The following is a 14,177-nucleotide window of genomic DNA, read 5'->3' as shown; positions in this document are numbered from 1 at the left end:
CTGCACTTTTGTGGGTGTGGGAGAGTAGGTTATTGCCGCTTTATTATTCAATAGCCCCGGCTTCGCCGGGGCTATTTTTGTTTGGGGAGGCCGTTAGGCCTCCCCATTTGTCTTTAACATCCCATCAGTACGGGTGCACGGAAGGTGCTCTCTATACTAGAATGGTATGGCTTATGTTTAGGCATTAGCGGGTGTATCTAAAGCACCCCTCATAGAGTTGATGCCTCAGGCAGCGGTTCGCCCGAATCGACTGCATACCCTACCCGCCCACACTGGCGGATACCTCCCAAGGAGATTCATGTCTGAGACCCCCCGTCACGAGTCTAACGGCTCCGGCCCCCGCCAGCACCGCAAGAACAGCGGAGGAAAGGACTTCCGCTCCAAGAAGGGCGGCAAGAACTTTGGCGGCAAGGGCGGTTTCAAGCGTAACGACCGCGGAGGCAAGAAGTTCGACGGCCGTCGCTCCGACTCCCGTTCCAAGGCACCTCGCTCTAACGGTCCCGAGGCTGAAGCACCTCGCGAAGAAGTACGCAGCATTGGTGGCCGTGCAGGCTACCGTCCCGCAAAGCCCAAGGCGCCGGAAATTGATGACGACATCACCGGTCGCGAGCTGGACGGCGCAACCTTCCGTCAGCTGCGCGCCCTGGAACCGCGCAACGCAGAAACCGTCGCAAAGCACCTCGCCATGGCTGGTCGCTACCTCGACATCGACCCCGAATTCGCGCTGGAACACGCCGTCGCAGCATCCCGCAGCGCAGGCCGTATCGCCGCAGTACGCGAAGCCGTTGGCGTCGCCGCATACGTTGCAGAAGACTTCGAACTGGCACTGCGCGAACTGCGCACCCACCGCCGTATTAGCGGTGCCGTAGACCACCTGGCACTGCTGGTGGACTGCGAACGTGCGCTCGGCCGCCTGCCCAAGGCAACGGAAATGATTGCAGAATTCAAGAAGGAAGAACTGCCCGCCAACGTGCGCGTAGAACTCGCCATCGTTGAATCCGGCATCCTCAGCGATCAGGGAAAGAAGTCTGAAGCTGTCGTAGCGCTGCAGATTCCTCAGCTGAACCCCAAGCGTGCCTTCGAGTACAGCCCCCGTCTGTTCAGCGCATACTCCGACGCGCTGGCTAACGCAGGCCGTAACCAGGAAGCAGAACGCTGGGCACGCCTCGCATTCATGGCAGAAGCAGCACTGGGCCAGGGCAATTTCGCAGAACCTGAAATCTTCGATATGTTCGGTGAAGCAGGCCTCTTCGAACAGGAAGAGAAGTCCGTAGAACTCACTGAAACCGCAGAAGAAGCTGAAGAGACCGCAGAGGCTTCCGCGGAAGAGGACGCAAACGAAGCTCAGGAAGAGGTAGCTGAGGACGAGAAGACCGAAGCTCCCAAGACTGAAGAAGCAGAAGAAGTCTCCGCAGAATAAGACTGCAGAGAATCTAAGAATTCTAAAATATTTGACCTAAGTGTCAGCGTGAAACCGCTGGACGCCACACCCAAGCAGGGGAGAGCGTCCAGCGGTTTTCCACATAATCACCCGAAGGCACCAACGCTAGAGTGTCTAACAGGTACGATTAATAGCGACAACCGCCAGAGACCCCGAGAGGAACACTCTATGACCACGAACGCACTCCTATCCCGCTACGATGCCCTCCTCTCCGATCTGGACGGCGTGGTCTACGCGGGTCCCTTCGCCATCGAAGGCGCACCCGAAGCGCTCAACCGTGCCGAAGAAGAACTCAACGTACCGGTCATCTTCGTCACCAACAACGCATCGCGCTCCGTAGAATCCGTAGCAGAGCACCTGCGTGAACTGGGTGTGCACACCCGAGCAGAACGAGTCGTCAGCTCCGCACAGGCAGGCGCCGCACTGCTCGCACAGCATGTACCCGCAGGCTCCAAAGTACTCATCACCGGCACCGAAGCACTTGCCGATTGCGTTCGTGCAGTAGGCCTCGAAACCGTACGTAAGGAAGAAGAAGGCCCCGTAGCCGTCATCCAGGGTTTCGACCCCAAGATCGGCTGGGAAGACCTTGCGGAAGCCGCCTACACCCTCGCAAACCCCGACATCCTCTGGATTGCCACCAATACCGACCAGAGCATCCCCAAGGAACGAGGCCAGGCACCCGGTAACGGCACCCTCGTAGCAGCCGTGGCAAGCGCAACCCGCCGCACCCCGCTTGTCGCGGGCAAGCCCGAAGCGCCCATCTTCCACACCGCAGCGCAGGCTGTGAACTCCAGCCGCCCCGTCATCGTGGGTGACCGCCTGGACACCGACATTCTCGGTGCAAACAATGCAAAGATGGACGGCGCCCTCGTCCTCACCGGCGTACAGACCTACCAGGACGTCATCGAGGCCGTGCCGAACCAGCGTCCGACCTATATTCTGCGCACCCTCGAGGACTTCTTCGCGCCCTACCCCGAAATTGAGGTGCTCTACGAAGGGTACGAAGTCATCGCAACCGGCCCCACCTGGCAGGCACGAGTTCGCGGTGAAAACCTGAGCCTGACCGGCCCCGAGATTGAAGACACCGAAGCATTCGCGGGCAGCGAGAGCGAAGCCGAAGCATGGCGCGTAGCCTGCGCAGCATGGTGGGCAGCAAACCCCGAACAGGGCGCACGCCCCAACATCCAGGGGATCCCCGGTGCCTAAAGAACCGGAGACTAATAGCACGGCAGAGGAAACCGCTGAGCTTGATGCAGAATTCGAGCGCCAACTCGCGGCGACCCTCGCCATGGACCCCGTAGAGCGTGTCAAGCGCCTCGAAACGATGAGCGAGCAACTGGAGAAGGACCTCGAAAACCTCTCCTAGTTCGCAGCAGTGATCCCTCAGAACAGCAATGCTCTGAGGAGCACTAGATAACCCGTCACCAGACGACGACAGAAAGAAGACAAGGACACCGTGCGCCTCGATAAATACCTGGTCGAAGCCGGATTCGTGAGCTCCCGAACCCTCGCCGCAAAACTCATCGCGGCAGGAGACGTGCAAGTCAACGGCAAGGTTGCGCGCAAAGCGTCCATGCTTGTGGGCCCGGAGGACACCCTCTACGTGCGCCAGAGCGAGCTGACCGAATACGTCAGCCGCGCAGGCCACAAACTCGCAGGTGCCCTCGACGCGTTCCCCGATATCGAGGTAGAAGGCAAGCGTTGCCTGGATGCGGGAGCATCCACCGGAGGCTTTACCGACGTGCTGCTTCGCCGAGGAGCAGCCCACGTAGCCGCCGTTGACGTAGGACACGGGCAGCTCGTGGACACGCTACGCGAAGAACCGCGAGTTGGCGTGTACGAAGGACTCAACGTTCGCTACATGAAGCCCGAAGACATTGGTGGGCAGGTCGAACTGACGGTTTCTGACCTCTCGTTCATCTCACTGACCCTGGTCATGGAGGCGCTAGCGAACGCCACCGAAACCGGCGGCGACCTGGTGCTCATGGTCAAACCGCAGTTCGAGGTCGGCAAGCACCGCATTGGACGCGGGGGAGTGGTGCACGAAGAATCTGCCCGCCGTGAAGCAGTGGAAAAAGTTCAGGCATCTGCGGTGAGCCACGGGTTGCGTGTGATGGGTATGGAACCCAGCCCGCTCCCCGGACAGGACGGCAACGTAGAGTACTTCCTATGGTGCAAAAAATAAAGGGTCTTCGGAATATATAGTGGAATTACTTTCTTAATAGTTTAAAAACAACTGGTGTTTAAATCGGATTTTCTGGTGGGATGTTAGGATAATCAATAGTATTATATAAAAGTATCAATCACATACGAGTGATACTTTGGGAAAAAATAAAATAGTCCAATTTACTTGACCGTGTACTATGGTACATGGTTTATAATATTCAGGGGGGTGAAATAAGATGATTTATCGCATTAGTGAGTTTGCAGATAAATGTGGAGTTAATAAAGAAACGATCAGATATTACGAGCGAAAAAATTTATTACAAGAACCTCACCGAACGGAAGCTGGTTATCGGATATATTCATATGATGACGTTAAGCGTGTTGGGTTTATTAAACGAATACAGGAACTTGGTTTCTCTTTAAGCGAGATTTATAAATTACTTGGTGTTGTAGATAAAGATGAAGTTCGTTGTCAAGATATATTCGAATTTGTTTCTAAAAAACAAAAGGAAGTGCGAAAACAAATAGATGATTTGAAACGAATTGAAACTATGTTATAATAGAAAAATTAACAAACGAAAGGAGCTTTTTTATGAATAAATTTAAGGTAAACATTTCAGGAATGACTTGTACGGGTTGTGAAAAACACGTAGAATCAGCACTTGAAAAGATAGGTGCTAAAAATATTGAGTCTAGTTATCGTCGTGGTGAAGCAGTATTTGAACTGTCCGATGATATTGAGGTTGAAAGTGCAATAAAGGCGATTGCTGACGCAAATTATCACCCGGGCGAAGCAGAAGAAATACAAGTGCAATCGGAAAAAAGGACAGATGTAAGTTTAAATGATGAAGGTAACTATGATTATGATTACATCATCATCGGTTCTGGTGGAGCTGCCTTTTCATCTGCCATTGAAGCCGTTACTTTGAACGCAAAAGTGGCTATGATTGAGCGTGGAACGGTGGGTGGAACTTGCGTTAATGTCGGATGCGTTCCTTCTAAGACCTTATTAAGAGCAGGGGAAATCAATCATCTAGCAAAAAATAATCCATTTGTAGGATTACACACTTCGGCTTCAAATGTTGATTTAGCGCCATTAGTAAAACAAAAGAATGATTTAGTAACCGAGATGCGAAATGAAAAATATGTGAATTTAATTGATGATTATGGTTTTGAATTAATAAAAGGTGAAGCAAAATTCGTAAATGAAAATACAGTTGAAGTAAATGGCAATCAAATCACAGCCAAAAGATTTTTAATAGCTACAGGTGCTTCTTCAACTGCACCTAATATTCCCGGATTAGATGAAGTAGATTATTTAACAAGCACTAGCTTATTGGAATTAAAGAAGGTTCCAAATCGTCTTACCGTAATTGGTTCAGGATATATCGGCATGGAATTAGGACAACTATTTCATAACCTCGGGTCAGAAGTCACTTTGATTCAAAGAAGCGAGCGTCTATTAAAAGAATACGATCCTGAAATTTCAGAAGCCATTACTAAGGCCTTAACAGAACAGGGAATTAATTTAGTAACAGGTGCAACCTATGAACGAGTTGAGCAAGATGGAGACATTAAAAAAGTTCATGTTGAGATAAATGGTAAAAAGCGAATTATTGAAGCAGAACAATTGCTAATTGCCACTGGAAGAAAACCAAATACAGAATCATTAAACTTACATGCAGTAGGCGTTGAAGTTGGTTCCCGTGGTGAAATTGTCATTGATGATTATCTTAAAACGACCAATTCCCGAATTTATTCAGCTGGAGATGTCACTCTCGGTCCCCAATTTGTTTATGTAGCTGCTTATGAAGGTGGACTTGCTGCTCGTAATGCAATCGGAGGACTAAATCAAAAGGTCAATTTAGAAGTGGTTCCAGGCGTTACGTTTACTTCTCCATCGATTGCAACGGTTGGTTTAACGGAGCAACAGGCAAAAGAAAAAGGATATGAAGTGAAAACATCGGTATTGCCGTTGGATGCTGTTCCAAGAGCGCTCGTTAATCGGGAAACAACAGGTGTTTTCAAATTAGTGGCAGACGCGAAAACATTGAAAGTGTTAGGGGCGCATGTAGTGGCAGAAAACGCAGGAGACGTAATTTATGCAGCAACATTAGCTGTGAAATTCGGTTTAACTGTTGGAGATCTGAGAGAAACGATGTGTCCATATCTAACAATGGCAGAAGGATTGAAGCTGGCTGTCCTAACTTTTGACAAAGATGTTTCGAAATTATCTTGCTGTGCAGGCTAAGGGAACTTTTTTACAACTCCCTATTCAACGGTGTCGAAAGTAAATATAGTGCCGAAAATAAATAGTGCTAAGGCAGTCTGAGAAAAACCGCTCGGTAACGCAGGACGCGTTGAGGGCGGGGCTTTCTCAGGCTGCCACGCTATTCGCAGGTATTTTTACAGGTATTTTAGAGATACCCCAGCTATACATTATTCGAAATAATTTTCTAAAAATATAGCTATTTAGAAAATCTTCGAGAACATATTCGGTATGATAGGTGTAGATACACCATCTCAACACCCGATGGGAGAGAGTCGTTATGGCAGAACACGAAGGCCACGCACCGCAGGAAGCAACCGCGCAGGTAGCTACCGCAGGTGCGCGTCATGGTTCCGAAGACTCGGTGGAACAACGTCACCGTAAGATTCTCGTCTTCGCCCACGTGGGGCGCAAAGAAGCACGAGATGCCGCCCGACAGGCATGCACCCAGCTCTACGAAGCGGGACTCGCACCCGTCATGACTCGCTCCGATCTGGAGACCCTGAGTGAAAACTGGGACGAGCCCGTCCCCGTGCAGGTCGTCCACGAATCCGTGGCGCTCATCGATATTGAACTCGGCGTGGTGCTCGGTGGTGACGGTTCGATTCTTCGCGCCGCAGAAATGGTGCGCCGAACCAGTGTTCCGCTCATCGGTGTGAACCTGGGGCACGTCGGCTTCCTCGCCGAATCCGAAGAGAGCGACCTGACCGAAACCGTTCGCTGCATCGTCAACAACGAATACACCGTTGAAGAACGCATGGCAATCGACGTGGAAGTCTGGAACGACGGCAAGCGCGTGCACAGCGACTGGGCGCTGAACGAAGCCAGCGTCGAAAAGGGCAACCGCGAAAAAATGATTGAAGTCATTATCGAGGTGGACTGCCGCCCGCTCAGCAGCTTCGGATGCGACGGCGTGGTCATGGGAACCCCCACCGGCTCGACCGCCTACGCTTTCTCCGGCGGCGGCCCGGTCGTCTGGCCCGAAGTTGAAGCAATTCTCATGGTGCCCCTCTCGGCTCACGCGCTCTTCGCACGCCCGCTGGTAGCAGCGCCGACCTCCACTCTGGCGGTAGAAATGATGCCCGGAAACGGCGCTTCCGGCGTGCTCTGGTGCGATGGCCGCCGAACCGTAGAGCTGGACCCCGGCTCCCGTATTGAGGTGAGACGCTCCGAAAAGTCGGTGCTGCTCGCCCGTATCCACCCGGCTCCCTTCTCAGAGCGACTGGTGCGTAAATTTGAGCTTCCGATCCGTGGCTGGCGCGGCCCGCAGGATACCGAGAAGCACTAAAGAAAAGGAATGAACGTTCGTGATTGAGGAAATCCATATTCGAGACCTCGGCATCATCACCGATGCGAGGCTCCCCCTCGAACCCGGATTCTCCGTGCTGACCGGCGAAACCGGCGCAGGTAAAACCATGGTCGTCACTGCCCTCGGCATGCTCCTGGGCGCCCGATCCGACGCATCCAGCGTGCGCAACGGCGCCAAGAGCGCCCTCGCCGAAGCAGTCATTCGCCTGCCCCACGGGCACCGCGCCCTTGAGCTTGCTGAAGAAGCCGGCGGCACCGCCGAAGACATCGACGAACAGACCTCCGAGCTGCTTCTGGCACGCACCGTCAACGCCTCGGGACGCTCCCGCGCGCATGTTGGAGGTTGCTCCGCGCCCATCGGAACCCTGTCTCAGATTGGTCAGACTCTTGTTGCAGTCCACGGCCAGTCCGATCAGTTGCGCCTCAAATCAGCGGCAGAGCAGCGCCAGTCCCTCGACCTGTACGCGGGTGAAGAGCTCGCCAACCTGCTTGAGAAGTACCGCGAAAACTACGAGCGATACCGCGCCGCCGCCGCAGAGCTGAAGGAAGTACGCGAAAACTCTCGCGCACGAGCCCTCGAAGCGCAGACCCTGCAGGGTGCCCTCGAAGAAATCAGCGCCGTCAATCCGCAGGCCGGGGAAGAAGAAGAGCTCAAAGCCGAAATGGTGAAGCTCATGAACGTGGAAGCGCTACGCATTGCCTCGGCAACCGCATCCGCAGCGATTAGCGGTAGCGAATACTCCACCGGCGACGAGCAGAGCGTCATGAGTCTGCTCGATGCAAGCCGCTCCGCGCTACAGGCGCAGGCAGACGCTGACGAAGAGCTTGCCTCCCTCGCCGCGCGCGTCAACGAGCTGTTGATTCTTGCCACCGATATCTCCTCGGAGCTGTCCTCCTACATGGCATCCCTGGATGTTGAAGGCCCCGAACGTCTGGCGCAGGTGCAGACTCGCCGCGCCCAGCTGGCGACTCTCACCCGCAAGTACGGGGCGGATATCGCCGAGGTGCTTGAATGGGCCGAAGAATCCCGCGCACGCCTCGAGACCCTGGTGGATGATCCGCAGCGACAGGAAACCCTCGAAACCGAGCTGGTACAGCTACGCAAGGTGCTTGGCGCCCAGGCAGAAGAGCTGACCGCCCTGCGCCGTGCTGCCGCGCAGAAACTGGCGGATGCCGTCAGCGAAGAGCTCACTGCTCTTGCCATGCCGAACGCCTCCCTGGTCGTGGAGGTTGCCGAAGCTGAAAAGTTCTCGGTACACGGCCGAGACACCGTGACCTTCATGCTGGCGCCGCACCGAACCGCCGTGCCGCGCCCGCTCGGTAAGGGCGCCTCCGGCGGCGAGCTCTCCCGCGTGATGCTCGCCCTGGAGGTAGTGCTTGCTGAAGTGGACCCCGTACCCACCTTCATCTTCGACGAGGTGGACTCCGGCGTGGGCGGTAAGGCAGCTATCGAAATCGGTCGCCGCCTCGCCATGCTCGCCCGACACGTGCAGGTTCTGGTGGTCACCCACCTGCCGCAGGTTGCCGCCTTCGCGGACCAGCACATCCTCGTGCTGAAAAACGATGACGCGTCCCTCTCAAAGGTCAAGGTGCTTTCCGAAGAGGAGCGCGTGGTGGAACTGGCGCGAATGCTCTCCGGACACGATCAATCAGAATCGGCGCGAGAGCACGCTCGAGAGCTGCTTGCCGCCGGTCGAGAAGTGCCGCAGGGGCGCTGAAACTGACGGCAAACCTGCCGGGAAAAGCATTGGGAAAGTGCTGGCAAAAGCGCCGAAAGGTGGCATCTTTCGCACTAAAGACCATCAAAAGAGCTGAAGTGCGCGAGCCTGCCTCGGAAAGTTGCCGGTGCAGCCCATGCCGGTGACCAATAGCGGCGCATGGAGCCCAGAGGATGTGAGATACTCTGTGAATGCTCCTACACCTGCTTCTACACGGCGCGGCGGGAATAATAAATCCCCAGCTCCGTTTACAGTGGTGATAAGGACAAATAGGGGAGGGAAAACCGCCTGAGAGAATCCTCTCGCGGCAAAACCCTCTGCTTGGATAGCAGACAAGAAAATGGTAGGCTTAAATTCCGTGGTGAATGAAAAAAATAACGCTCTGAACGCGTCCTCTAACGACAAGGTAACCCGCCAGATTTTCGTAACCGGCGGCGTTGCATCTTCTCTCGGTAAGGGTCTGTCGGCCTCTTCCCTCGGTCAGCTTCTTCGCGCACGTGGCCTCTCTGTGACCATGCAGAAGTTTGACCCCTACCTGAACGTCGACCCCGGTACGATGAACCCCTTCCAGCACGGTGAAGTCTTTGTCACCGACGACGGTGCTGAAACCGACCTCGACATCGGACACTATGAGCGCTTCCTGGACGAAAACCTCGACCAGTCCGCTAACGTGACCACTGGCCAGGTCTACTCCTCCGTCATCGCAAAGGAACGCCGCGGCGAATACCTCGGCGACACCGTCCAGGTCATCCCTCACATTACCGACGAAATCAAGGCCCGCATGCGTCACGCAGCGGAAATTGACAACGCACCCGACATCATCATCACCGAAATCGGTGGTACCGTCGGCGATATCGAGTCCCTGCCCTTCATGGAGGCAGCACGCCAGGTACGCCGCGATGTTGGCCGCAAGAACGTCTTCTTCTTGCACGTCTCCCTGGTGCCCTTCATCGGCCCCTCCGGCGAGCTCAAGACCAAGCCGACCCAGCACTCCGTCGCAGCACTGCGCGGCCTGGGCATCCAGCCTGACGGTCTGATCCTGCGCTGTGAGCGTGAGGTTCCCGTATCGCACCGTACCAAGATCGGTAACGCATGCGACGTGGACAGCGACGCAGTCATCTCCTGCGCCGACGCACCCAGCATCTACGACATCCCCAAGACCCTGCACAGCCAGAAGCTCGACGACTACATCCTCGACTACTTCGGCATTGAGGCTCCCGCACCGGACTTCACCCAGTGGGACCGCCTGCTCGACGCAGTGCACCGCCCCGCAGCAGAGGTCAACGTTGGTCTGGTCGGTAAGTACATCGACCTGCCCGACGCATACCTGTCCGTCTCCGAGGCTCTGCGAGCCGGCGGCTTCGCAAACAACGTGAAGGTCAACATCAAGTGGGTTGCAGCAGACCTGTGCGCAACCGACGAAGATGCAGACCACCAGCTGCGCAACATGGACGCAATCCTCGTGCCCGGCGGCTTCGGCATCCGCGGCCTGGACGGCAAGATCGGCGCCCTCAAGTACGCACGCGAGCACAAGATCCCGACCCTGGGCATCTGCCTCGGCCTGCAGTCCATGGTCATCGAGTACGCACGCAACGTACTGGGTCTGACCGAAGCATCCTCCACCGAATTCGATCCGGAAACCTCCGTACCGGTCATCGCAACCATCGAAGAGCAGAAGCAGTTCGTCGAAGGTGCAGGCGACCTGGGCGGCACCATGCGTCTGGGCCTGTACAAGGCAAACCTGGTTCCCGGCTCTCAGGTAGCTAAGGCGTACGGTGCAACCGAGGTTGCAGAGCGTCACCGCCACCGCTACGAGGTGAACAACGAGTACCGCGAGCAGCTTGAAGAAGCAGGCCTGCGCATCTCCGGTACCTCCCCGGACTCCTCGCTGGTCGAGTACGTGGAACTGCCCGCAGAGGCACACCCCTACTACGTGGCAACTCAGGCACACCCCGAGTACCGCTCGCGTCCGACCCGCCCGCACCCGCTCTTCTCCGGCCTGATTAAGGCTGCTCTGGAGCGCCGCGGCGCCTAACATCTAGGCACGAACGTTCAGCATCCCGCTCACCCCGTACTGGGGAGAGCGGGATGCTTTCGTTTAAACCTAAACGTGCCTTATTCCGTGCCTGTACCTGACGCGCCAAACGTAGCGGGGCTAAGAAGCCGCCTACAATGAAAGAATGAGCAACAACCAGCAGATTATTGATGCACCCTCCGAACGCACCATCCGCACCCGCACCGTGAAGTACAGCGGCTACGTGATCGAAACGACCGTTGAAGAGTACGAACTCAACGAAAACACCGTGCTGACCCGCGACGTCGTGGAAATGCCCGGCGCCGTCGCCGTGGCGGTCCTCAACGACAACAACGAACTGCTGATGCTCAACCAGTACCGCCACCCGGTGCGCATGAACCTCTGGGAAGTACCCGCCGGACTGCTCGACATCGACGGTGAAGACCCCCTGGTCGCCGCGCAGCGCGAACTTGCCGAAGAGGCAGACCTGCAGGCAGGCACCTGGAACGCTCTGACCGACTACTTCAGCAGCCCCGGCGCAACCAGCGAAGCAGGCCGCGTCTACCTGGCGCGTAATCTCTCGGAACTGCCCGCCGAAGAACGTAGCGAACGCACCGAAGAAGAAGCCGAAATGACCTACCGCTGGGTGCCCCTCGCCGAGGCAGTACAGCTGGTACTGGGCGGAAAGGTTCACAACGCGCTCGCTATCCAGGCGGTACTCGCCACCTACGCGGCGGCGCAGAACAACTTTGAAGGTCTGCGCCCCGCCGAGGGCGGCTGGGAGTTCCACCCCTACATGGGACAGCGCCGCGAAAAGCCGGAGAACTTCCGCAACCACTAAGAACCGAACGTAGGGCGGGGGAGTAGTCTCGCCTACGGCAAACCCAAACGTCAAGAGGCCCAAATATCAACAGAACCGGCAGAGGAGATAGCGTGAAGCAGGCAAAAAGTACGGTGAGCAAGACACCCCGCGGCGCGGGTCTGCTCGGCGTGCCCTCTTCTGCTGGTTCCTCCATGCTGGGTTCTTCTGCCCTGGGTGCTTCCCACCAGGAGGCGCAGACCCCGCTGCAGAGAGCCATCGAGCAGTACCTCATCCACCTGCGCGTGGAGCGAGGAAGCAGTGAACACACCATCGCCTCCTACGCGCGCGACCTGCGACGATACAGCGCCTACATGGCGACCCTCGGCGTCATCGACCCCGAACGCATCACCACCGCGCAGGTACGCTCCTTCATGCGGGAACTCGCCGCCCCCACCGTGCCCCTTGCCGGATTTGAAGCGGGGGAGAAGAACAAGCAGAACGCGCAGGAATTTCAGGAAGTGCAGGAAGAAGCCGCAGAATCGCTGGCGCTGATGATCGCCTCCGAGTCGGGGCGAGGTACTGGAAAAGGTCGTGCCGGGCAGCCGGAGAAAGCCGGGGCGCCAGAAAAAGAAACGCCAACCGCTGAAGGCGCGCCGAGCCTGCCCCTGCCCTTGGGCCCGAACTCCATCGCCCGCACCATGGCGGCAGTCCGCGGAGCACACGCCTTCTGGGTCTCCGCGCTCATCGTGCCCACCGACCCGGCGGCACCGGTCACCCCGCCCAAGAACGTTAAACGCCTACCCAAAGCAGTCAGCGTAGAAGACATCCAGCGGCTACTCGCCGTACCCGACCGCGAAACCGCAACCGGGCTACGTAACCGAGCCATCCTCGAATTCCTCTACGCCACCGGCGCGCGCGTGAGCGAAATGCTCAACGCCGATATCGACGACGTGCACTTCGAAGGAACCCTCACCGATGAAGACGGCAACCAGATCACTCTGCCCGGCTACGTTCGACTCTTCGGCAAAGGAAATAAAGAGCGACTCGTACCTATTGGTAGCTACGCCCAAAAAGCAATCCAAGACTACCTGGTGCGTGCCCGCCCCTCCCTCGTAGCGCACGGTAAAGGCACCGCCGCGCTCTTCGTCAACGGCCGAGGCAGCAGACTCGGACGCCAAGGCGCCTGGCTCATCCTCAAGGAAGCCGCCGAAGCCGCCGGGCTCAGCTCCGACTTCTCACCGCACTCCATGCGCCACAGCTTCGCAACGCACCTGTTGCAGGGCGGAGCCGATATTCGCGTGGTGCAAGAACTGCTCGGGCACGCTTCCATCGCCACCACTCAGGTGTACACCAAGGTTACGCCCGAGGGGCTCATGGAGGTGTACCGCATGGCGCATCCGCGTGCTCACGAACGGGGATAAAACCCCGTCAATCCGCGGAACAGCCGCTCTTGAGGTAACCTTATAGACAACGCTTAAACTTTAAAACTTCGAATTCATTGATGAAGGTGAACCATTGACTGAAGCTCAGGCTCAAGAACTCGGCCCCACCGGTCGACCCCTGCGCGTATACCCCGACCCGGCTCCGCTGAGCAGCCACGGTCCCGCCCGCATTATCTCTATGGTGAATCAGAAGGGCGGCGTGGGTAAGACCACCTCCACCATTAACCTGGGCGCGGCGCTGGCAGAATGCGGCCGTAAGGTGCTGCTGGTCGACTTCGACCCGCAGGGTGCTCTCTCCGCCGGTTTCGGTGCGAACCCGCACGAACTGGACCTGACCGTCTACAACGTCATGATGGACCGCAAGGTCGACATCAAGGACGTCATCCTGCCTACCGGCGTGGAGAACATCGACCTGCTGCCCGCCAACATTGACCTCTCCGCAGCTGAAGTCCAGCTGGTCAACGAAGTGGCTCGCGAGCAGGTTCTCGCCTCGGCACTGCGCAAGGTCCGCGACGAATACGACGTCATCCTCATCGACTGCCAGCCCTCCCTGGGCCTGCTGACCGTCAATGCACTGACCGCTTCCGAAGGGGTCATCATTCCGCTGATTTGTGAGTTCTTCGCGCTGCGCGCCGTCGCACTGCTGGTCGACTCCATCGAGAAGGTTCAGGACCGCCTGAACCCCGACCTCGAAATCTCCGGCGTACTTGCCACCATGTTCGATGCGCGCACCATCCACTCCAAGGAAGTTCTGGCGCGCATCGTGGACGCATTCGGCGACAAGGTTTTCGACACCGTCATCAAGCGCACCGTGAAGTTCCCGGACGCGTCGGTGTCCGCTGAGCCGATTCTCAGCTACGCCTCCAGCCACCCCGGCGCGGAAGCATACCGCCAGGTGGCACGCGAACTGATCTACAAGGGCGGCGCACGCTAAAGCCCCACATCTATACGCCCTCTGCTGAGGTGACTCTCACCCTTGAGTCACACCGGCAGAGGGCGTATAATTGTGTGGATTCT

General features: G+C 56.8%; 11 protein-coding genes and 1 pseudogene. All 12 read left to right on the top strand.

What is annotated here, in order from left to right; all coding sequences use genetic code 11:
• Positions 1–298: 298 nt before the first annotated feature.
• A complete protein-coding gene (locus HMPREF2928_RS07475) occupies positions 299–1,420 on the top strand; it encodes a tetratricopeptide repeat protein (protein WP_070616650.1) in 1,122 nt (373 codons plus the stop codon).
• Between the two features lie 189 nt (positions 1,421–1,609).
• Complete coding sequence (locus tag HMPREF2928_RS07470; protein ID WP_070616648.1) at positions 1,610–2,647, top strand: HAD-IIA family hydrolase; 1,038 nt, start codon at positions 1,610–1,612, stop codon at positions 2,645–2,647.
• Positions 2,640–2,807, top strand: a complete 168-nt coding sequence (locus HMPREF2928_RS07465) for a hypothetical protein (protein WP_005506658.1) — start codon at positions 2,640–2,642, stop codon at positions 2,805–2,807. Before HMPREF2928_RS07470 ends, HMPREF2928_RS07465 begins: the two co-directional genes overlap by 8 nt.
• Before the next feature lie 90 nt (positions 2,808–2,897).
• On the top strand, positions 2,898–3,626 hold the full coding sequence (locus HMPREF2928_RS07460) for a TlyA family RNA methyltransferase (RefSeq protein WP_070616645.1): 729 nt from the start codon (positions 2,898–2,900) through the stop codon (positions 3,624–3,626).
• A gap of 217 nt (positions 3,627–3,843) precedes the next feature.
• Positions 3,844–4,164: pseudogene (gene merR / locus HMPREF2928_RS09015) on the top strand (Hg(II)-responsive transcriptional regulator); the annotation flags it as partial.
• A 35-nt stretch (positions 4,165–4,199) separates the two neighbouring features.
• Positions 4,200–5,858, top strand: a complete 1,659-nt coding sequence (gene merA / locus HMPREF2928_RS09010; RefSeq protein WP_083311400.1) for a mercury(II) reductase — start codon at positions 4,200–4,202, stop codon at positions 5,856–5,858.
• A gap of 298 nt (positions 5,859–6,156) precedes the next feature.
• Positions 6,157–7,164: an NAD kinase gene (locus tag HMPREF2928_RS07455; RefSeq protein ID WP_102034204.1), complete on the top strand. Its 1,008-nt coding sequence runs from the start codon at positions 6,157–6,159 to the stop codon at positions 7,162–7,164.
• 19 nt (positions 7,165–7,183) lie between these two features.
• Positions 7,184–8,902 carry a DNA repair protein RecN gene (gene recN / locus HMPREF2928_RS07450; RefSeq protein WP_070634472.1) on the top strand — a complete coding sequence of 573 codons (1,719 nt, stop codon included), beginning with the start codon at positions 7,184–7,186 and terminating at the stop codon, positions 8,900–8,902.
• 340 nt (positions 8,903–9,242) lie between these two features.
• Positions 9,243–10,937 (top strand): CTP synthase, encoded by a 1,695-nt coding sequence (locus HMPREF2928_RS07445; RefSeq protein ID WP_005506644.1) that lies wholly within the window; start codon positions 9,243–9,245, stop codon positions 10,935–10,937.
• A gap of 145 nt (positions 10,938–11,082) precedes the next feature.
• Positions 11,083–11,757 (top strand): NUDIX domain-containing protein, encoded by a 675-nt coding sequence (locus HMPREF2928_RS07440; protein WP_049350387.1) that lies wholly within the window; start codon positions 11,083–11,085, stop codon positions 11,755–11,757.
• A 92-nt stretch (positions 11,758–11,849) separates the two neighbouring features.
• Positions 11,850–13,139, top strand: coding sequence for a site-specific tyrosine recombinase XerD (locus HMPREF2928_RS07435; RefSeq protein ID WP_060823707.1), 1,290 nt, complete (start codon positions 11,850–11,852; stop codon positions 13,137–13,139).
• Between the two features lie 94 nt (positions 13,140–13,233).
• Complete coding sequence (locus HMPREF2928_RS07430) at positions 13,234–14,094, top strand: ParA family protein (RefSeq protein WP_005506637.1); 861 nt, start codon at positions 13,234–13,236, stop codon at positions 14,092–14,094.
• Positions 14,095–14,177 lie beyond the last annotated feature (83 nt).

Origin of the sequence: Rothia sp. HMSC072B04 (assembly GCF_001813725.1) — a bacterium.
In the GTDB taxonomy this organism is placed as follows: domain Bacteria; phylum Actinomycetota; class Actinomycetes; order Actinomycetales; family Micrococcaceae; genus Rothia; species Rothia mucilaginosa.
Note: the sequence above shows the minus strand (reverse complement) of the source record. Positions and strands in the feature narration are given on the sequence as shown.